This window comes from Pseudomonas sp. Marseille-QA0892 (assembly GCF_054950135.1).
Genome location: NZ_CM143104.1, coordinates 4251828 through 4273191, shown reverse-complemented (window position 1 = coordinate 4273191; position 21364 = coordinate 4251828). Strand labels below are relative to the sequence as shown.

At 60.3% G+C, this 21364-nt stretch carries 16 protein-coding genes; 14 read left to right on the top strand and 2 right to left on the bottom strand.

The genetic code is table 11. The features are described 5' to 3' along the window. Window positions 1-29: 29 nt before the first annotated feature. From ACY8D3_RS19770 to ACY8D3_RS19705, 14 genes are all read left to right on the top strand, one after another. Complete coding sequence (locus ACY8D3_RS19770) at window positions 30-1376, top strand: UDP-glucose dehydrogenase family protein (RefSeq protein ID WP_462380537.1); 1347 nt, start codon at window positions 30-32, stop codon at window positions 1374-1376. A gap of 19 nt (window positions 1377-1395) precedes the next feature. Continuing rightward, on the top strand, window positions 1396-2751 hold the full coding sequence (locus tag ACY8D3_RS19765; protein WP_462380536.1) for a lipopolysaccharide biosynthesis protein: 1356 nt from the start codon (window positions 1396-1398) through the stop codon (window positions 2749-2751). A gap of 48 nt (window positions 2752-2799) precedes the next feature. Next, a complete protein-coding gene (locus tag ACY8D3_RS19760; protein ID WP_462380535.1) occupies window positions 2800-4038 on the top strand; it encodes a glycosyltransferase family protein in 1239 nt (412 codons plus the stop codon). Window positions 4039-4191: 153 nt separating this feature from the next. Further along, window positions 4192-5316: a GDP-mannose 4,6-dehydratase gene (gene gmd / locus ACY8D3_RS19755; protein WP_462380534.1), complete on the top strand. Its 1125-nt coding sequence runs from the start codon at window positions 4192-4194 to the stop codon at window positions 5314-5316. A 615-nt stretch (window positions 5317-5931) separates the two neighbouring features. After that, window positions 5932-7296: a lipopolysaccharide biosynthesis protein gene (locus tag ACY8D3_RS19750; RefSeq protein ID WP_462384458.1), complete on the top strand. Its 1365-nt coding sequence runs from the start codon at window positions 5932-5934 to the stop codon at window positions 7294-7296. 75 nt (window positions 7297-7371) lie between these two features. Beyond that, on the top strand, window positions 7372-8670 hold the full coding sequence (locus tag ACY8D3_RS19745; RefSeq protein ID WP_462380533.1) for a glycosyltransferase family 4 protein: 1299 nt from the start codon (window positions 7372-7374) through the stop codon (window positions 8668-8670). Window positions 8671-9439: 769 nt separating this feature from the next. Beyond that, window positions 9440-10564: a GDP-mannose 4,6-dehydratase gene (gene gmd / locus ACY8D3_RS19740; RefSeq protein ID WP_462380532.1), complete on the top strand. Its 1125-nt coding sequence runs from the start codon at window positions 9440-9442 to the stop codon at window positions 10562-10564. Further along, a complete protein-coding gene (gene fcl, locus ACY8D3_RS19735; RefSeq protein WP_462384457.1) occupies window positions 10564-11538 on the top strand; it encodes a GDP-L-fucose synthase in 975 nt (324 codons plus the stop codon). Before gmd (ACY8D3_RS19740) ends, fcl begins: the two co-directional genes overlap by 1 nt. A 3-nt stretch (window positions 11539-11541) precedes the next feature. After that, the gene (locus tag ACY8D3_RS19730; RefSeq protein ID WP_462380531.1) at window positions 11542-12012 is read left to right on the top strand and encodes a GDP-mannose mannosyl hydrolase; all 471 of its coding nucleotides are present in this window, start codon (window positions 11542-11544) and stop codon (window positions 12010-12012) included. 76 nt (window positions 12013-12088) lie between these two features. Beyond that, complete coding sequence (locus tag ACY8D3_RS19725; protein ID WP_462380530.1) at window positions 12089-13372, top strand: hypothetical protein; 1284 nt, start codon at window positions 12089-12091, stop codon at window positions 13370-13372. Then, window positions 13344-14111, top strand: coding sequence for a glycosyltransferase (locus tag ACY8D3_RS19720; protein WP_462380529.1), 768 nt, complete (start codon window positions 13344-13346; stop codon window positions 14109-14111). Before ACY8D3_RS19725 ends, ACY8D3_RS19720 begins: the two co-directional genes overlap by 29 nt. Window positions 14112-14118: 7 nt before the next feature. Beyond that, the gene (locus ACY8D3_RS19715) at window positions 14119-14901 is read left to right on the top strand and encodes a WecB/TagA/CpsF family glycosyltransferase (protein WP_462380528.1); all 783 of its coding nucleotides are present in this window, start codon (window positions 14119-14121) and stop codon (window positions 14899-14901) included. Window positions 14902-15082: 181 nt separating this feature from the next. After that, a complete protein-coding gene (locus tag ACY8D3_RS19710; RefSeq protein ID WP_462380527.1) occupies window positions 15083-16042 on the top strand; it encodes a phosphoribosyltransferase family protein in 960 nt (319 codons plus the stop codon). Window positions 16043-16429: 387 nt separating this feature from the next. Continuing rightward, the gene (locus ACY8D3_RS19705; protein ID WP_462380526.1) at window positions 16430-17464 is read left to right on the top strand and encodes an acyltransferase family protein; all 1035 of its coding nucleotides are present in this window, start codon (window positions 16430-16432) and stop codon (window positions 17462-17464) included. A gap of 434 nt (window positions 17465-17898) precedes the next feature. Here ACY8D3_RS19705 and ACY8D3_RS19700 read toward each other — a convergent pair whose 3' ends face one another. Both ACY8D3_RS19700 and ACY8D3_RS19695 read right to left on the bottom strand, forming a co-directional pair. After that, a complete protein-coding gene (locus tag ACY8D3_RS19700; protein ID WP_462380525.1) occupies window positions 17899-19326 on the bottom strand; it encodes an O-antigen ligase family protein in 1428 nt (475 codons plus the stop codon). Window positions 19327-19422: 96 nt separating this feature from the next. After that, window positions 19423-21342 (bottom strand): sigma-54-dependent Fis family transcriptional regulator, encoded by a 1920-nt coding sequence (locus tag ACY8D3_RS19695; RefSeq protein WP_462380524.1) that lies wholly within the window; start codon window positions 21340-21342, stop codon window positions 19423-19425. Between the last annotated feature and the right edge of the window lie 22 nt (window positions 21343-21364).

Sequence of the window (21364 nt, the reverse complement as noted above, 5' to 3'; positions counted from 1 at the left end):
TGGCTTAGTTTCAAGGAGAGGACCTCTTCATGCACATCACAGTTATCGGAACCGGCTACGTCGGACTTGTTACCGGCGCATGCATCGCGGAGATGGGCAACACCGTCCATTGCGTCGACGTCGACCCCAAGAAGATCGAGAACCTCAAGAAGGGCATCCTGCCGATCTATGAGCCGGGTCTCGAAACCGTTGTAACCGAGAACTTCGAAGCCAAGCGTCTGCACTTCACGACCCAGCTTTCCGATGCCATGGCGCATTCGGACCTGCTGTTCATCGCCGTTGGCACCCCGCCAGGCGAAGACGGCTCCGCTGACCTGCGCTATGTCGTCGAAGTGGCTCGCCAGATCGGCAGCCTGATGGAGCGCCCCACCATCGTCGTCAACAAGTCGACCGTTCCGGTCGGGACCGGCGACATGGTACGTGCCACCATCGCCGAACAGCTTCAGGAGCGCGGCGTACAGATCGAATTCGATGTTGTCTCGAACCCTGAATTCCTGAAGGAAGGCGCCGCGGTCGACGACTTCATGCACCCGGATCGCATCGTTGTCGGCACCGAGAGCGAATGGGCGCGCAAGGTCATGACCGAGCTCTACGCACCCTTCATCCGCAACCATCCACGCATGATGATGATGGGTATTCGCGATGCGGAAATGACCAAGTACGCCGCGAACGCCATGCTCGCGACCAAGATCTCGTTCATGAACGAAATCGCCAGCCTGTGTGATCGTTTGGACGTGGACGTGGAAAACGTTCGCCTGGGCATCGGCTCCGACCAGCGTATCGGCTACCACTTCATCTACGCCGGTCTCGGCTACGGCGGCTCCTGCTTCCCGAAAGACGTGAAGGCCCTGATCAACATCGCCCAACAGAATGATTTCGAGCCCAAGTTGCTCGAGGCCGTCGAGGCGCGTAATGAACAGCAGAAGCAGTCGCTGTTCAACAAGATCAATGCCCACTTCAACGGGAATCTCGAAGGCCGCACGTTCTGCGTCTGGGGCCTGGCCTTCAAGCCCGGGACCGACGACATGCGCGAAGCGCCGAGCGTGGTGCTGATCAACAGTCTGATCAAGGCTGGCGCCAAGGTCCGTGCCTTCGACCCGATCGCCTCCGAGACCGCCGTTCGCGAATTCCCTGAGGCCTACTTCAAGGATGGCGTACTGGAGATCACCGAGGGTCAATACGAGGCGGCCATAGACGCCGACGCCCTGCTGCTCGTCACCGAGTGGAAGCCGTTCCGTCGCCCCGACTTCAAGGCTCTGAAGAAGCTGCTCAAGCAGCCGCTGATCTTTGACGGCCGCAACCAGTACGATCCCGTCCAGATCAACCGCGACGGCTTCGATTACTACGGTATGGGGCGAAAGGCGCTCAGTGCCTGATAAGGAATCGAAGGTGGGGATGGCTCACGATGTAGCCGAAGGCGGCCGACAGGGCCGCCTCGGCGGATTGATGGCGAGGGCGTCAGGCAACAAGCTGCTTCGCAACATTCTGACGGTGGTGACCGGTACGGCAGGCGCGCAAGCCGTGACCATGGCCTTGATGCCCGTCATCACGCGTCTGTACGGACCTGAAGCCTACGGGGTACTTGGGGTTTTCCTCAGCCTCGTCATGATGACGGTACCGGTCGCAGCCCTGACCTACCCGATGGGTATCGTGCTCCCCAAACGGGATGCCGATGCGCTCAGCCTCATACGTCTCTCGCTGGTCACAGGTGCGGTGTTCTCCGTGCTTGCCGGCATCGGTCTAACGCTCTGGGGGCACCAGCTCGCCAGCGTCCTGGATGTCCAGGCGGTCGAGCCCTACCTTCTTCTCCTGCCATTCACCATGTTCAGTGCAGCCGTGCTGGAGATGATCCAGCAATGGCTGTTCCGCAAGCAGGCGTTCCGTGTCACAGCCACGACCGGCATCCTGCACTCGATATTGTTCAATGGCGGGCGCTGCCTCGCCGGTCTGATTCACCCGACGGTTGTCGTATTGCTGTGCACCACCGCGTTCAGCCAGGCGCTTCAGGCGCTGATGTTGATGGTCGGGGTCAAGCGCGTGGCGGACAAGGACCGCAATGCACGCAGCGAGCCTACGGAACCGAACGAACCGCCACCCGCCACGATGTGGGAAATGGCGAAGCGGCACATTGATTTTCCCTGTTATCGCTTTCCACAGCTGCTGATCAACACGCTGTCACAGAACCTGCCGACACTCGTGTTGGCGGCCTACTTCGGCGCGGCGGCGGCTGGTTTCTTCGCACTCTGCAAGCAGACGCTGAGCATGCCGACCAACCTTATCGGCAAATCCGTTGCGGACGTGTACTACCCCCGCCTCTCGAAGGCAGCCCATGATGGGGAGGCCATTGGCGGCCTGCTGCTCAAGGCAACCCTGGCGCTGGGTCTGGTCGGACTCCTGCCCTTCGGCACGGTCTTCGTGGCTGGCCCCTGGCTGTTCGCACTCGTATTCGGCCACCAGTGGGAAATTGCAGGTGAGTTCGCGCGCTGGCTGGCGTTGGCTGAATACCTGATTCTGGTGAGCCGCCCGTGCACGGTCGCGGTGCCCGTGTTGAACATGCAGGGATGGTTTCTCGTCTTCGAAGTGGTCAGCACAGCCCTGCGCATCGGCGCCCTGATGCTAGGCGTGTTGTTGCTGGACGAAGCGCTATACACGGTCATGGCTTTTGCTGTGTCAAGCATCGTCATCTACAGCGCATTGATGCTCATCGTGCTCGTACAGGCGCATCGCAAACGCACGCTGCGGGCGGCTTGAGCCAGGACCGAACTGGATACAACGTTTATGGACATCAGGACAGGCACCATGAGACCGAACCCGACCCTCATCGTTATCGGCTACAACCGGCCCAAGAGCCTGACACGTCTGCTCGGATCGCTAAAGCGCGCGCATTACCCGGAAGGTGGCATACGGCTCGTCATCAGTCTTGACAACAGCGGCGACCCGGAGCCGGGGCACGTCGCGGATGCGTTCGACTGGCCCTACGGTGAAAAGCGCGTCATTCGTCGTGAAACACGTATGGGTCTGCGTCAGCACGTCCTGGCATGCGGCGACCTGACCGAGGAATACGGCGACGTCATCGTGCTGGAAGATGACTTGTTCGTGTCGCCCTACTTTTACGATTACACGCACCGGGCCCTGACGGCTTATGAGCATGATCCCCGGGTTGCCGGCATCAGCCTGTACAGCCAACAGTTCAACCAGACCGCTGCACTGCCGTTCATGCCGATCGACAATGGTGATTCGGACGTTTACTTCCTGCAATTGGCGGCGTCCTGGGGCCAGGCATGGTCCCGCGAGCGCTGGCGCGAATTCCGCACATGGCTTGCCCAACACGGCACGGATCTGACCAAGGTCGAGGGTATCCCACAGGACATCCGCAACTGGCCGGAATCTTCATGGCTTAAGCTGCACAACGCTTACCTCATCACCCACAACCTCTATTTCGCCTACCCGTACCTGGCGCTGAGCACCAACTTCGGTGATCCAGGGCAGCACTTCAGCAACGCATCATCGCGCTTCCAGGTGCCGATCCAGCAACAGCCACGGGAATACCGCTTCGGCAAATTCGATGATGCCCTTGCGATCTATGACGCCTACTGCGAATTGCATCCCGACAGCCTGAAGCGAATGAACCCGCGTCTCGCCAACTACGACTTCGTCGTCAATCTCTATGGCGCGAAGACCTGCGGCAACCAGCTGCAGCTGACACGTACGGCTTCACGCGGCGAACTCAATTTCAGCCTGGCGATGAAGCCGATGGAGTTGAGCGTGGCACACGATATCGAAGGTGAAGGCATCGGCCTGGTCCGTCAGCCCGAAACAAGCGCATCGGCGGCGAAGGCTGAATACGACATCTACCGGTTCTTCTATCGATTCCCGACGCCGAGGATGATCCTCTTTGGCTTTGCGGAGCGCATTCGGGGCCTGATCGAAGAAAAGCTGCGCCGGGCCCGTCAGGCCAAGCAACAAAAAAAGGCAGAGCCGATACGTTCGACGCCCAGCGCCACCAAGGACGCTGCATTGCAAACCCGCGGGCGTTAGTCCGTGGTTTAAGTAATCGCGCCAAGGAGCCAATCGAGATTTTCGCTGTCTGACCGGCAGCAGTTTGCGGATGCCCCAGTTCCATTCTTCTGATTGCAGCGTGAACGTACGTTGCAAATGACCTATTTACACGATTCGGACGCAGGTAAAACCATGGAAAAGAAACGAGCTCTCATCACAGGTATCACGGGTCAGGACGGCTCCTACCTCGCCGAATTGCTGCTCGAGAAAGGCTATGAAGTGCATGGCATCAAGCGCCGCGCTTCGCTGTTCAACACTCAGCGTGTTGACCACATCTACCAGGACCCGCATGTCGAGAACCAGAACTTCGCCCTCCACTACGGCGACCTCTCCGACTCGTCCAACCTGACCCGCATCATCCAGGAAGTGCAGCCGCACGAGGTCTACAACCTCGGCGCGCAATCCCACGTCGCGGTCAGCTTCGAAGCACCTGAATACACCGCAGACGTCGATGCCATGGGCACCCTGCGTATTCTCGAGGCCATCCGCCTGCTGGGCCTGGAAAAGAAGACCCGCTTCTACCAGGCCTCCACCTCCGAGCTGTACGGCCTGGTGCAGGAAATCCCCCAGAAGGAAACCACGCCCTTCTACCCACGCTCGCCTTACGCGGTCGCCAAGCTCTACGCCTACTGGATCACCGTGAACTACCGCGAGTCCTACGGCATGTACGCCTGCAACGGCGTGCTGTTCAACCACGAGTCCCCGCGCCGTGGCGAAACCTTCGTGACCCGCAAGATCACCCGCGGCCTGGCCAACATCGCGCAGGGCCTCGAGCCGTGCCTGTACATGGGCAACATGGACGCGCTGCGTGACTGGGGCCATGCCAAGGACTACGTCCGCATGCAGTGGATGATGTTGCAGCAGGAGCAGCCTGAAGACTTCGTCATCGCCACCGGCGTGCAGTACTCGGTGCGCGAGTTCATCACCTGGTCGGCCAAGGAGCTGGGCATCACCCTGCGCTTCGAAGGCAGCGGTGTGGACGAGAAGGCCGTGGTCGAAGCCATCACCGGCGACAGCGCCCCGGCCGTTAACGTGGGCGATGTGATCGTCCGTGTCGATCCACGCTACTTCCGTCCGGCCGAAGTGGAAACCCTACTGGGCGATCCGGCCAAGGCGAAGGAAAAGCTGGGCTGGGTACCGGAAATCACCGCGCAGGAAATGTGCGAGGAGATGGTCCGCGAAGACCTCAAGACCGCCAAGCGCCATGCCCTGCTCAAAGAGCTGGGTCATGAAGTACCTGTTAGCCTGGAGAACTGATCCAGGCCGCTCTGGCAGGCGGCTGCACATGCAGTCGCCTGCCAGGCGGCGTAGACCTCCCAGAGGTAGCGACACGTTTAATGGGCCGAAGCCCACCGGCTGTCCGTCTGCAGCACGAGAACAATCGGATTGAATCCGTGCTGATTCATCGATAAGCACTCTCCCATCTATACCGGCGACGCCGGATTTTGCGCCCCCCTTCGCCCTAGACACGTCGCCTGCTCGATCGTGTACCCGCCGGGCTGCCCGCTTTTCCGTGACAACGGACCATGTCCTTTCACGCCGCTTCTCCAGGCTGCCACACCGATATCGCCAACCGACCAACGGTTGCGGCGGATTTAGAAAGATCGGCTAGCCTCTTCCTACGCTTTGGGTAGGGTCGAGCCCAGCCTTTCTCCCGATACCCCATTGCCAGCGGTAGGCACCTGACGTCCCGTGTCTGCGCTCGATGTTGCTCGTGCTTCGCGCAATCTGACGTATCGCCAGCGGTGGCCTGAATCCAGCGGCTGTCTCTAGGCACACAGACGTAATACCGGTATTCCAAACGGCCGTTATGCGGGGCGAAGGGCTACTCGTCCGCCCCGTGAGCACGCCGTCGTGGACATGGACGTGAACATGCGAACGGCAGACGACCTTCCTGGCGATATCCCCCTGCGTCAGCGACCTGGCCTGGTGGCCGGCCTGCTCGGCAATCGTGTGCTGCGTAATATCCTCACCGTCGTATCTGGCACCGCCGGTGCGCAGGCGGTCACGCTGGCGGTCATGCCAATCATTACGCGCCTGTACGGTCCCGATGCCTATGGCGCATTGGGTGTATTCATGGGCCTGGTGTGGATGCTGACCCCGGTCGCCGCACTGACCTATCCCATGGCTATCGTATTGCCAAGGCACGATGACGACGCGCGGGCGATCATTCGGCTTTCGGTGCTCGTGGCACTGGTCGTGACCTCGCTGACGATGCTCGTCTGCCTCACGGCCGGCCCCGCATGGGTCGATAGCCTTGGGGTCCAGGCGGTCGAAACCTACCTATGGCTGCTGCCGCTCGTCATGCTTGCCGGATGCGCGCTGGAGATCGCACAGCAATGGATGATCCGCCAACAACGATATGTTCTGACGGCTAAGGTCGCCGTGTCCCACTCGCTTGTGCACAACGGATTGCGGGTTCTCGGCGGGCTACTGCATGCCACACCTGGCATGCTTATCGTAACGACCGGCTTCGGACCTGCGCTGCAGGCCGCGATGCTCGGGCTCGCCTACCAACGGAGCGCATCGAAGAGCCCTCTTCCGACTGGCGAGAATCCGAGTGAACGCCCCGCCCCGCTCGCTACGATTGCTCGCCGCTATCATGACTTCCCCCTGTACCGCGCACCACAAATGTTGATCAATGCGGTATCACAACATTTACCGACCCTCGTTCTCGCAGGCTTCTTCGGTCCGGCTGCGGCCGGATTCTTCGCGTTGTGTCGGCAGGCGCTGACGATGCCGACCCAGTTGATTGGCAAGTCAGTGACCGATGTGTATTACCCGCGGATCGTCAGCGCGATCCATGAGCGGCAGCCCATTGCCGGTATGCTGGGCAAGGCGGTGGCGGGTCTTGCCCTGGTTGGCTGCATCCCGTTCGGCACAGTCGTCGTGCTTGGGCCAGATTTATTCGCCTTTGTTTTTGGACCGCAGTGGTACGCCGCAGGTGAGCAGGCACGCTGGCTTGCGATCGCCGAATACGCCGTCTTCATCAGCCGGCCCTGCACGGTCGCGGTGCCGGCGCTTTCTCTGCAGGGAAAGTTTCTCGCGTTTGAAATCGTCAGCACGGTGCTTCGAGTCGGTGCCTTGATGATCGGCGCGCTCTGGCTGGGTGCTGCCCTTTCGACCGTCGCCGCCTTTGCCATGGCGAGCGTTCTGATCTACACCGCGCTGGTGGTCATCGCGATGATCGCCTCGCATCGCTGGTACACGCGACAGGAGATTCGCAACACACGCTGAACGTCCGAGCCGAGGCAACACCGTACGGACCGCTCAAGGATTGGAAACCTTATCCATTGAAGGACGGTGAATGTCATGAATGTACTGCACATCGTCGCAGGTGATCTGAACGGGGGCGCGGCCAGAGGCGCCTACTGGCTGCACCGCGGGCTTCGGGACATCGGTGTGAACTCCCACCTGCTCACGAATAGCCATGACACGCACGGCGACGACTCGGTGAGCTCTGTCTGCGTGGGCAGGCGCGGCCGCGTCATCGGCATGGTGCGCGCCCAACTGGATGTCCTGCCCGCCGAACTCTATCGCCACAAGGCGCCAGGCTATTTCAGCACTGGCCTGGTCGGCATCGATTTCCTGCAGTCAGCGGCCTATCGAGCGGCGGACATCATTCACCTTCACTGGATCAATGGCGGCCTCGTCAACCTGCGGCATCTGGCGAGGATCGATAAACCTGTGATTTGGACCTTGCGAGACATGTGGCCCATGACGGGGGGATGCCATTACACCATGGGATGCGAACGTTTCACGTCCGCCTGTGGTGAATGCAAGCACCTGGCTAGCCGATCGAAGGTTGACCTCTCGCACCTCCTATGGCGCCGCAAGCGCAAATACCTGCCCAAGGCACTCAAGCTCGTGGGGATCAGCGACTGGTTGTCGGGGGAAGCGCGCAGAAGTGGCCTGTTCAAGCATCACGACGTGCGCACGATCAGCAATGCGGTCGACCTGTCCGCGTTCTTTCCCCTCGACAAACGCGTTGCACGCAATCTGCTCGGGCTCGATACCGACAAAACGATCGTGCTCTGCGGTTCGACCAACGCCAGGGATCCTTACAAGGGCTTTGGCCATTATCTGGACGCATTGAACGAGTTGGACCCTGCGCGTTACCACCTGTGTTTCTTCGGCAAGCTGGAAGCCCGCATTGCAGAAACCCTCGCGCTTCGCTTCGACTGCACGAGCTTCGGCTTCCTCCACGATGAGGTATCACTCAGGCTGGTGTATTCCGCAGCCGACATGTTCGTGGCCCCGAGTGTCATGGAGGCGTTCGGCAAGACATTAGTTGAGGCAATGGCCTGCGGTACGCCGGTGGTCTGCTTCGGTGCGACGGGTCCGAAGGACATCGTGACGCACCGGCACGATGGTTTCGCGGCAGACCCCTTCGACCCTGTCAGCCTTGCGGAGGGCATAGACTGGATCGCGCGGCACGAGGATTACCGAACCCTCCGCCAACGCGCGATCGAGAAGGTCCGTGAACGCTTCGACACCCGCGTCATTGCACGCCAATACCAGCAGCTTTACCAAGAGGTCATGGTCCCGCACTTGCCCCAGGCATTCGATGTGGTCAGATCCGCCCCGGATATGCGGATACCCAATGGATAGCCGGCTCCAATTCGGTGCGTGGACGCAGGGAGAGGCAAGCAATAGATGCAGAAGTGCCGATCCAATCGGGCGTCGAGGTCACATAGGAAGCATCGCCGATGCGGGGCGCTCAAGTCCCACAAAGCGTCTACGGATCAAGAAACGGAGCATTGCCCCGCTACGTGCGGGAAAAATTTGTAACGCCTGCAAATCACTGAAATAGAAGGCTCAACCTGCTCGATGTGCACTTTTCAACATTAATTTTTACTGACGGTTCGAATATACGGCGAAGGGCGTTGTCCGACTGCACGAGATTATCCCAGCGTTTGCCCCGATGAACGGTCAGACGGCATCAGCGCATTTCCCTTAATCGGGGTTCAGTAGCGGCTGGCGCGATCGATGCAGACAACCCCAGCGAGTGCGTGATGCATCATTCCGGGGCCTGTGTCGAGGTGGGTTACAAGCCTCGCGTGGATGATCTCGACAAGGCACCGCCGACGCACGCGACGGCGCCTACCGCAGGTCTGTAACCATGCCGCCCATTTGGCAATGGCATGCAGCGCAAGACGGCTTCAGGGCGGTACCGTTCGACTCCATCGCCTCAGCGGCGCTGAGCGGAACGCCCCGCACGATAATGACAAGGCCTTCGCCAGCACGGCATCTGAAAGGTCCACGAATGGTTCGGACGCCCGTTATCGGGCGATGCCAGCGGCTTGCCTGCAAGCGCCGGCACGGCAGTAGTCATTTGAAATTGACCTAGTAACTTCTAACTCGGATGTAGGTATACGAAATGGATAAGAAGCGGGCACTCATCACAGGTATCACGGGTCAGGACGGCTCCTACCTCGCCGAATTGCTGCTCGAGAAAGGCTATGAAGTGCATGGCATCAAGCGCCGCGCTTCGCTGTTCAACACTCAGCGTGTTGACCACATCTACCAGGACCCGCATGTCGAGAACCAGAACTTCGCCCTCCACTACGGCGACCTCTCCGACTCGTCCAACCTGACCCGCATCATCCAGGAAGTGCAGCCGCACGAGGTCTACAACCTCGGCGCGCAATCCCACGTCGCGGTCAGCTTCGAAGCACCTGAATACACCGCCGACGTCGATGCCATGGGTACCCTGCGCATCCTCGAGGCCATCCGCCTGCTGGGCCTGGAAAAGAAGACCCGCTTCTACCAGGCCTCCACCTCCGAGCTGTACGGCCTGGTTCAGGAAATCCCGCAGAAGGAAACCACCCCCTTCTACCCGCGCTCGCCCTACGCGGTCGCCAAGCTCTACGCCTACTGGATCACCGTGAACTACCGCGAGTCCTACGGCATGTACGCCTGCAACGGCGTGCTGTTCAACCACGAGTCCCCACGCCGTGGCGAGACCTTCGTGACCCGCAAGATCACCCGCGGCCTGGCCAACATCGCGCAGGGCCTCGAGCCGTGCCTGTACATGGGCAACATGGACGCGCTGCGTGACTGGGGCCATGCCAAGGACTACGTCCGCATGCAGTGGATGATGTTGCAGCAGGAGCAGCCTGAAGACTTCGTCATCGCCACCGGCGTGCAGTACTCGGTGCGCGAGTTCATCACCTGGTCGGCCAAGGAGCTGGGCATCACCCTGCGCTTCGAAGGCAGCGGTGTGGACGAGAAGGCCGTGGTCGAAGCCATCACCGGCGACAGCGCCCCGGCCGTTAACGTGGGCGATGTGATCGTCCGTGTCGATCCACGCTACTTCCGTCCGGCCGAAGTGGAAACCCTACTGGGCGATCCGGCCAAGGCGAAGGAAAAGCTGGGCTGGGTACCGGAAATCACCGCGCAGGAAATGTGCGAGGAGATGGTCCGCGAAGACCTCAAGACCGCCAAGCGCCATGCCCTGCTCAAGGAGTTGGGCCACGAAGTACCTGTTAGCCTGGAGAACTGATCATGACCGACCTAAACCAGCGCATCTTCGTCGCCGGCCATCGTGGGATGGTCGGCTCGGCCATCGTGCGTCGCCTCGAGGCCCTGGGCTACACCGACATCGTCACGGCAGGCCGCGACACGCTGAACCTGCTCGACCAGGCCGCCGTACAGCGCTTCTTCGAAGAGCAGCGCATCAATCAGGTGTACCTCGCCGCGGCGAAGGTCGGCGGTATCCATGCGAACAACACCTACCCGGCCGAATTCATCTATGAAAACCTGATGATCGAGGCCAACATCGTGCACGCCGCCCACACCACGGGTGTGCAGAAGCTCTTGTTCCTGGGTTCATCGTGCATCTACCCGAAATATGCCGACCAGCCGATCCGCGAGGATTCACTCCTGACCGGCGTACTCGAAGAAACCAACGAGCCGTACGCGATCGCCAAGATCGCCGGCATCAAGCTGTGCGAAAGCTACAACCGCCAGTATGGCCGGGATTACCGCAGCGTCATGCCGACCAACCTCTACGGTCCGCACGACAACTATCACCCCGAGAACAGCCACGTCATTCCAGCACTGTTGCGCCGCTTCCACGAAGCGACAGCGCGCGGTGACGAAGAAGTCGTGATCTGGGGCAGCGGCAAGCCAATGCGTGAATTTCTGCACGTCGATGACATGGCTGCCGCCAGCGTCCACGTCATGAACCTGGACGATGAGACCTACCAGGCCAATACCCAGCCGATGCTCTCCCACATCAACGTGGGCACCGGCCGCGACTGCACGATCCGCGAGCTGGCCGAAACGGTCGCGAAAGTGACCGAATTCCAAGGCAAGCTGGTGTTCGACGCCAGCAAGCCGGACGGTACGCCGCGCAAGCTGATGGACGTCTCGCGCCTCAAGTCTCTGGGCTGGGAAGCGACCATCGGGTTGGAAGACGGTCTGCGCGATGCCTATCGCTGGTTCGTCGAACACCAGGATCAAGTCAGGGGTTGATACGTGTTTCTCGAGAACGAAGTCTTCAAGACAGTCGTCGCCAGTACACCGCTGGTCTCCATGGATCTCATCGTTCGTCGGCCGAGCGGGGAACTCCTGCTGGGACAGAGGATCAATCGTCCTGCTCAGGGGTGCTGGTTTGTGCCTGGCGGTCGTATCCTGAAGAACGAAGGTCTGGACGCAGCATTCGCGCGTCTCACGCTGACCGAACTCGGGACCGGCTTTGCCCGGGACGACGCCCGCCTGCTGGGTATCTACGAACACTTTTATCAAGACAGCGTATTCGGCGAGGACGATGATTCGCCCAATACGCACTACGTGGTCATGGGATATCAGCTCGATCTACCGGAGGATTTTCCGCTCGAGCCGCCGACCGTCCAGCACGGTCAGTACGAGTGGTGGTCGCTGGACAGGATTCGCGCCGATAACCGTGTCCACCGTAATACCCAGGCTTACCTGGACGCATTGACTTGACGTTGCCAACGCCAGGTCCCCTACGCCGAGCGCCCGGAAAGTGCTCGGTTGCACGATCAACCATGGAGCGATAGACGTGCTGCTACGGCAACTGTTCGCATACCGAAACCTGCTGTTCCTCCTGATGGTGGCGGCGTCGGGCTGTATCTTCCTGACGGACGACAAGAAGGCGGGCCTGCCCTACCTGCGTGAGCTTTATCTCATGGGGATTCTAGGCGCCACGGCGTTGCTCTTCGCCTGCTGGAAGCGCATCTATTTTTCCAAGACCACGCTCTGGATCCTGTTCATGGGTGTGGCATTGCCCCTCTCCTCCGCCATTCTGGCGAAGCTGAACTGGGGCCAACCGATCATTTACGGGTTGCTGGAGGAACGGCGTAGCTTCGCCTTCCTGATCTTTTTCCCGGCCCTGTTCCTGTTGTTCAAGACCAACCCCACGCAGCAGCAGGTAGAACGCTTCGTGCTCTACGTGGGCTGCCTCTGCGCCACGATTGGCTTCATGTACTACCTGAAGATCATTCCCGAAAACGCCGGGGTGAGCTTCCACGTCGACGTAAAGGAGCTTGGCGAGAACGCCGAGCTGCTGCGTCCTGACCGCTACCGTATCGGCGGCAGCTTCGTCAGCCTGTCAGCGTTCATGCTGATGTATCAGCTCCGCGACAACGTCAGCGTCAAGCGCCTGGGCCTTCTGCTGTTCTTCGCAGCCTATCTCTGGCTTGTGATGCAGACACGCCAGACGATGCTCGTTTGGGCACTGGCCGGATTGTGGATCTTCCGCAACCGCATCGACTCGCTGCTCAAGATGGGCTTGCTGTTGGCCACCGTACTCGTGGCGTCGTATTTCATCATGCCGGACTTCTACGCCGCGCAGTTCAACAAGTTCCATGCGTTGCTCGATGAAGCGACTGGCGGCCCGAGCGTACGAGATCTGACGATCTCCATCTCCATGCGTGCCGTCGCCGAGAACATGTACATCGGGCTCGGTGCATTGTCATTGCAATGGCAGGGCGGTTTCTCGACCATCTACAACCCACAGTTCTACCTTTCCGACGTGGGCATCGTCGGGGTCTATTACCGCTACGGCTTCCTGACGCCGTTCATCGCTCTGATTTTCTACGGCGGCTACCTGCGCATCATCAAGCGCTGCAAGGACAAGGGGCCCCTGTTGCTCGCCTTGCAACTGAGCTTCTGGTTCCAGTTGCTCAACATGGTGCTGTCGAACTCGCTGATGTACGGCGGGGACATTCTTGGACTGGCTGCTGCGCTATTCCTGTATTACGCGAAGGTCTCCCTGGCGGAGCGCTCCACTAACCGAAGCCGCGATTGGGTGAATTATGGCGCTGTTCAATATCGTCACAATTAATTGGAACAACCTCGCTGGGCTGGAGAAGACGTACCGTAGCGTCGCTTCCCAGACCCACAGCGACTTCCGCTGGATCGTGATTGACGGTGCGTCCACCGACGGCGGCGTGGAATGGCTGAACAGCCTTTCTGATCCACGTGCCGAGATCACGTCCGAAAAGGACAAGGGCATCTACGATGCCATGAACAAGGGGCTGGACCAGTCCACTCGCTCGGACGGGTTCACGCTGTTCATGAACAGCGGTGATACCTTCGCCGACGAACATGTGCTCGAGCGCGTCGCCGCAGCCGTTCAGCAGGCACCGCGGATGCCTTCGTTCATTTGGGGTGACTATTACACCCAGCGCGATGATGGCCCGCTTGTGCCGCACTCCGCCAAGGATGCGGACAAGCTTTGGGTCGGCATGCTGTCGAGCCACCAGTCGATGTACTTCAACAACGACCGTATCCGCTGGCATCGGATACGGTTCCGCGAGAATTATCGTCTTTCGGCTGACTACTGCATGCTCATCGAATTCGTGAAGGACCTTCCGCCCGAAGAGCTGCTGAAATTGTCGTTCCCGCTGTGCGTGTTCGACATGTCCGGTATTTCCGAGCGCCAGCGTTTCAAGGCCCTCAAGGAGGACCTTCAAATCCGCCGCCAATTCCTGAAGCTGTCCTCACCGCACAGCTTCCTCCTGTATGTGCTGCACTACGTGCATACCCACACCAAGATGCTTCGCGCGAACCTAGGACGATAGGTCAGGTATGCAAAACGAAAAGGAAACGGAATTCGCCAACGTGGATCTCTCCTACGGCTCGCAGCCCACAGAAGTGAACGCGTTCGACATCAACTTCTTCAATGGCTCCCGGGATGACCTCGTACAGGATGTCATTCATGCGAGCGAACGGCCGTTCAGCTACATCGTCACACCCAACGTGAACCACATCGTTCAGCTGGAGCACGATGAAAAGCTGCGACATGCCTATGCGGCGGCGAGCCACCGCACGTGCGACAGCCGCGTCCTCAAGGCTCTTCTGGCCCTGATGCGCAAACCTGTGCAAGAGGTCATCCCGGGCAGTGACCTGACAGCGCTGCTCATGGGCGTCGCCCAGCGACGCGCTTGGCGGGTGTGCGTGATCGGCGCAGCCGTCGAGGATATCGCGAAGATGCGTACGCTTTATCCGAACGCGACCTTCCTTCATCACAATCCGCCGATGGGCTTCATCAACCGGCCGGATGATGTCCGCGCCTGCCTGGATTTCGTGGCTGATAACCCGGCGCACCTGGTCGTCCTGTCGGTCGGATGTCCGCGCCAGGAAATGCTGGCCCGTATGCTTTTCGACGAAGGCCGCTCGACCGGGGTTGGTTTGTGTGTAGGGGCCTCGATCAATTTCCTGTCGGGGAGGGTCAAGCGCGCTCCGTTGTGGATGCAGAAAATGTCGCTCGAGTGGCTTCATCGCATGTGCATGGAACCCAAGCGGCTCGTGAAGCGCTATGTCGGCGATGCCATGCAGATGCTGCCAATCATTCTTCGGCAGTTTCGCTGACGCACGAAAATGTGCCCCCACGACGACGATGGAAAAGGCAATGCCACGGCCGGCATTGCCGCGAATGGGCCGGACGCTCACATCCAGTAACGAAAGACCGGAAACAATTCTCGTTTAACCGAGTCGGAAGTGACCTTCGTAATTCGCATTAATTTCGTCAATTTGCATAGTGGGAACGTCCATGAACTACAGAAGCGTGAATGACCTGGCCAGGCTGGTCAGCCAGCATGCAAGTCAACTACCGCGTGATATTGAGGTGGTGGTCGGCGTCCCCAGGAGCGGAATGCTCGCTGCCAGCATCATTGCCCTCAAGGCGAACCTTCCCCTGACTGATCTGTACTCTTTCATCCGCAACGATGAACTCAAGAAAGGCAGTACACGCAGCTACAAGCTTGGCCATCTGGTACACCCTCAGGAAGCCCGCAAGATCCTGCTGGTCGATGACAGCGTGGCGTCCGGCAACTCTCTCAAGAAAGCTCTGGCAGATCTCAAGTCGGTGTATACCGGCGAAGTCGTGACACTCGCGGCATTCGTGCAGAGCGACAGCCGCTCGCTCGTAGACCTGCATCTGGAGATGGTGCCTCAGCCACGCGTGTTCGAATGGAACATCATGCATCACCCATGTCTGGCCAATGCCTGCTTCGACATCGATGGCGTGCTATGCGTCGACCCGACCAGTGACGAAAACGACGACGGGCCGAAGTACATCGAGTTTCTGGAGCGCACGTTGCCCATGACAATCCCTTCAGTGAAGGTGAAGCATGTGGTCACGAGCCGCCTGGAAAAGTATCGTCCGCAGACCGAAGCCTGGCTGGCACGCCACGGTGTGCAATACGAACAGCTGCATATGATCGACCTGCCGACCGCCGCCGAACGTCGCCGGCTGAACATGCATCACAAGTTCAAGGCCAAGGTGTATCGCAGTGACCCCCAGGCTACCCTGTTCGTCGAGAGCGAACCGCGGCAGGCGCTGGAAATCATGCGTGCGGCCAACAAGCCGGTCTATTGCACCGAGAACAACGTGATGTATACCCCTGGCATGAACCTGGGCACGCTACAGGTCACGCTTGAGAAGAAAGCATCCAGCCTGCGCCACAAGGTCAAGCGCCTGCTCGGCCGTCTACAGCCACGGCAAGCCTGACTCCGACCGCTCAAGGACGAGCGTTTCCGCTGCCTAAAACGTCCTCCTCCACTGCCGTTCAGCCCTCCTTTTCTCACCAGACGAACGGACGCAGCTCCCTATGGAGCAATTTGAAAAAAGCGCGGTCTGATCGGCGATGACCCCCGGGTCGTAGTTATCTTCCACTCGCTTTTTTCCTATCTCGACGTTCTCGCAAAGCGCCGCTCGCAGGGGCCCGGCACCCGATACGCAAGACGCGTTACACCTCCGCTTGAACGCGGCGGTGGACCTTGGCTGGCCATTTGAACGACCTTCCTTCCGTTCAGTCAGCTTTGTCCAAGGATGATGCCCGGCGACCCCGGTGTCCGGGAATTTCGGGCGATCTTTCACCAGATCAAGGACGGATTTATGAACAGTAGAAATGACTGGGTCGATTACGCCAAAGCCATCGGCATCGTATTGGTTGTAATCGGCCATGTTGAGCGCGGCCTCGTCAGCGCGGGCATACTCTCGCCTTCGGTACTCCAGGCACTGATGGACAGCGTGATCTATAGCTTCCACATGCCTCTCTTTTTCTTCCTTTCCGGACTCTTTTTCATCCAGACCATGAACCGCCGCGGCGCTGGTGGCACCCTGCTCAGCAAGATCGATACGGTGTTCTATCCGTTCGTTCTGTGGTCCATTCTCCAAGGCACGATCGAGGTGGTACTGGCACGCTATACCAACGGGGACCTCACGCTTCATCGGGTGTTCGAGCTGCTGTGGCACCCGCGGGCGCAATTCTGGTTCCTCTATGCCCTGTTCATGGTGTTCTTGGTGTCGGTGGTGATGTATCGCTCGCGTGTGCTGTACCTGCCGATCTTGGTGTTCTGGGCGATCATCTATACGTTCCAGCGCTTCCTGCCCGACATGGGCGTCGGCGATTTTCTCGTCCAGAACGCCGTGTTCTTCTCGTTGGGCGTTTGCTTCGCTGCCTACCCGGTGGCCCTTGATCGTCGTCCTGCTCTGTGGACGTTGGTCATCGGCGGCCTGTTCATCATTGCCGAATACATGTTCCACGGGGTTCTGGAACGCAAGTATGTCGACCGTGGCGCTGTGTCCCTGGCCGTTGCAGTCCTTGGAATTTACCTGACCGTCGTCGTTTCGATGTGGGCCGCGGCGCAGCCCAAGCGCTGGGTTCTGCTCATCGGCACCATGTCGATGCACATCTACCTGATGCACATTCTTACGGGCAGTGGTGTACGAGTGATTCTGGATCGCCTGTTCGGCGTGGATGATCCGGCGGTGCACATGGTGCTGGGCACGCTCGCCGGCGTGATCATTCCCATTGTCGCCGCGCAGATACTGCTGAAGATGAACTTCGGTTTCCTGTTCGCCATCCCCGACAGGCTATCGCTGGCCAAGCGCTGGGCTGCTCCGTCCAGTCGTGCCGTAGCGACCTGATCGGCATGAGGCCGCCCGAACTCGGGCGGCCTTTTCATCCGGGTAGGCAGACGGGTGTTCCCGGTGGCGACTCCACGTAGCCTGCTAATCGATACGCCATGTCTGGGCGGCCCTGTCCGGGCGGCCCTATTCCGGGCGACCCTATCCAGTGCCAATCTCGGCGAGCATCTCACGTCTTCAGACGGAGCACCGCTCGAGCGATAGGCGCGGCCGACATGAGCACGTGGACTTAATGCCTACCTGATGGACATAGATCACAGCCCGCCCCTCGGGCAATGCAGATGCGTTGTTGCGAGGCCCGCAACTGGATCTGCCTACGCCCAAATCAGCCGCTGGCTTCACACTGCGCCTTCCGGCGTAGCCTGCGGCGGCACCGCAGTCCCCCGGTTAGAAACGGCCCTTAAGGATGCCGCGGTGAGACAACTGGTCAGCAATCAGCCCTGCGTCCCGAGACGCAGGATCCTGTCACCCTCGCGGGCATTTAGCTCGAGTTCATGGAAACGACTGGTATGGCTGGCGCGCTTGCGCCGCGCCATCGGCACCCTGTGGTGATTGGCGACTACGGCTAGCGCTGCAACCACGACAAACGTCGCGGCGTTCGCCGGGATCTGCAGATTGAAGTCTGTGAAAGAGTGGATGGCCAGGGAGATGAGGGCCAGCGCCGTACCGAATCCGACCCCGCTGCGGTACAGCGATGATTGCCGACGCATGGCACCAATGGCGAACACCAGCGATACCAGCACGAACGCCAACAGCGGCGCACTGCCAATCAGCCCATACTCGATCCAAAATTGCAGGAAATCGTTGTGAGCATGGTCGAAGTGCAGCGGAATGTTGCCCGCATAGGGCGGAAACACCGCTTCGAAAGCGCCGGCACCCTGCCCGGTCAGCGGCCGCTCGCGGGCAAGAAGCAGTGCCTGCTCAAACACGCCGCCACGCAGCTCGTTGGCCTGCTCGACCACCTGCCCGTCGACAACGACGTCCTGCAGGCGCGTTTCGACGATGCGATTCTTGAGTTTGTCGAGGCCGAAGAACTGGCTGACCACGAGCGTATCGATCAGCAGCACGCTCGCCAGGATCAGGCCATTACGGATTCGATTTTCGCGGTCCATCAACACGAAAATGCCGCCCACGATCAGGAGGCTGGCGAAAAACGCCGTATTGCCCATCCGCGAATGGCTCATCACCAGGGCGATGACCATCACCACCAGCGCCAGCCGCAGCCGGCCTTTCGGCCCCATCATGGTTTCCAGCAGCCGCCGCCAGCGAAATTCGCTTGAGTCCCGCAATGCCAGCAACAGCCCGATGCCACAGCCGATGGTCAGTTCGAGGTAGCCCGCAAGATGATTGCGGTTCACATAGGTTCCAGTCGCGTGGCCAATGTGGAAGTGCTTCTCGGTAAACAGCAGGTGCTCGACGCCAGAGAGCGTCATTGACGCGCCGAAGAACGCCTGAAATGCACCGCTGCATACCAGCGTGCCGAGCAGCAGCGTCAGCCGTTTGCGCGTTTTAACCAGCGCCACGACGAGCAGGTATAGCCCGCAATAGGTAATGCCCAGAATCAGGTATCTAAAGCTCGCGCCTACATCCATGCTGAGGCCGAACACGAGCTGAAGCAGCACCCAGCCTTGCGCAAGCCCTAGCAGGGCCAGCGGTAGCTTGGCGTGGCGAATGTTGCGACTCAGCGGTCGTGGACTTAAAAGCTGCAGGCCCATCCAGCCGGCAACCAGCAGGCAGGTGAGCATCGAGAAGAGGCCGACGGACCAGTCCCGGTTACTCCCCACTGGCAGCGGCAGCCAGACAAGCAGAATAAGCAGGAAAAGGAAAAGCGTGCGATCAAGCGCGCGGGGCAGCGATTTCATAATTCAGCGTCCTTGCACCAACAGCGGCGTAAGCCGCTTTACTCCATGACGTCCGCGTTGGACCTCATCCATCCCAAAATGATCAATGGCAATGTGCTACCCGCCGAACCGGCGGTCCGGCCGAGATATTCCATGCCGTCGCATCTTGCGATAGAGCGTATTGCGGCTGACACCCAGCGCATCCGCCGTTTGGCTGACCTGCCAGGCGTGGCGGTCCAGTTCGCGTTGCAGCGCTTCACGCTCGGACAGGGCCAGCGGGCTTTCCGCGGGACCGTCCGCTTCAACTACCGGCGCAGGTCGCCGAATCGACTCGGGCAAGTCGCTCCAACGCACCGTTGCACCTTCACATAGCGCGACCAGCGTCCGCACGACGGTTCTCAATTGGCGCACGTTGCCGGGCCATTCGTAATCGAGCAGCGCCCTCTCGGCCGCCGGCTCGATGCCGAACGTGCGGCCATGAGTCTCCTGTTGCAGCACGGCGTGAAGCAAGTCCTGTTTATCCGTGCGTGCGCGCAGTGGCGGCAGATCGATGCGCAGTCCCCCTATCCGGTAGTAGAGATCTTCCCGGAACGTACCCTCTGCCACCAGCTGGTCCAGGTCCCGATGGCTGGCGCTGATTAGCCGGATGTCGAGTGCTTGGGGCGCCCCGCCTCCCAGCGGTGCTACTTGGCGTTCCTCCAGAACCCGCAGCAGACGAGTCTGCATCGCCGCCGGCATGTCGCCGATCTCATCGAGAAACAGCGTGCCGCCGTGCGCCTCGGCGAGCTTGCCGGTCATGCCCTCCTTGCGGGCGCCGGTGAAACTGCCAGGGCGGTAGCCGAACAGTTCGCTCTCGATCAATGTCTCGGGTATCGCAGCGCAGTTGACCGCCACGAAGGGTTTGCTCGCGCGTTCACTGGCCGCATGGACGGCTTTTGCGAAAACGTCCTTGCCGACGCCCGTCTCGCCCGAGAGCACGACGGGGATATCGTTGGCATGAACGCGACAGGCACGCCGTAGTGCTTCCTCAAGCCGCTTATCGGCAAACACCGGGGCCGACGAGTCCCCGCGTCGTGGCTGCGGCACTGTCCGCTCGGGCTTATGTCCCACCGGTTGGCGCAACCAGGCATGCAGTGTTTCTTCGGTGTGCAACCGGAGCGTCCACCCGGCGGCGGGCTGGGCCTGGGCGCGCTCGAACAGCGCAGTCAGGGAGATATCGCAAAAGGTGCCAATCGACGCTCCGCAGACACGGGCGCGATCGTGGCCCAACAGGTGCAGCGCGCCCTGGTCAGCCGCAAGGATGGTGCCGTCGCCGTCAAGCGCGATGAGGCCCTGCGACAGCCCGCCGAAACCGTCAGCGCCGTCCTGCAGGTGTAGGATCCAGTGCGCCGCGTGTTCACGCAGGAAATAGCCGGCTTCGATGGCCTTGGCCGACACGTTGGTCAGCGCCAGCGTATGGAATTGGCTTTGCCGTGTGAGATGCGCGCTGGCCGAGGAGACATCGAGCACCGCGAGTAGCCGACCCTGGGGATCGAATACCGGAGATGCCGTGCAGGTCAGCGGGGTGTGGCGGGTACGAAAGTGCTCGTCCCGATAGATGATCACAGGCTGGCATTCGACGACACAGGTGCCGATGCCATTCGTACCCTCCCGCCCCTCGCTCCAGTCCGCACCTGGCCAAAGCCCGGCCTGGTTGAAGGCAGCCTGCTGGCTGTCATGCGCCAGGCAGTCGAGGATCACGCCCTTGGCGTCCGTGAGCAGAACGGCCTGGCTGGCGTTACGCAGGTGCCGCTGCAACCGCTGCAGCGCCTTGGTCGAGACATCGCGCAGCCGCTCCATCGCAGCGCGGCGCTCTGCAAGGTGGTGCGCCTCCAACACACAGGGTTCGCCCTGGGTTGCAGGGTCCAGTGCATGGTCCTCGAAGCAGCGGCGCCACGAACGGGCAATCGACGCATCGCCCTGCCCTACCGGCACTGCCTTGCCATGGATTACGTCGAGCACATGTTGGGCGTGAGGTGATTCGGCGTTCGCAATCATTGTTGTCTTCTCCACGGTGGGT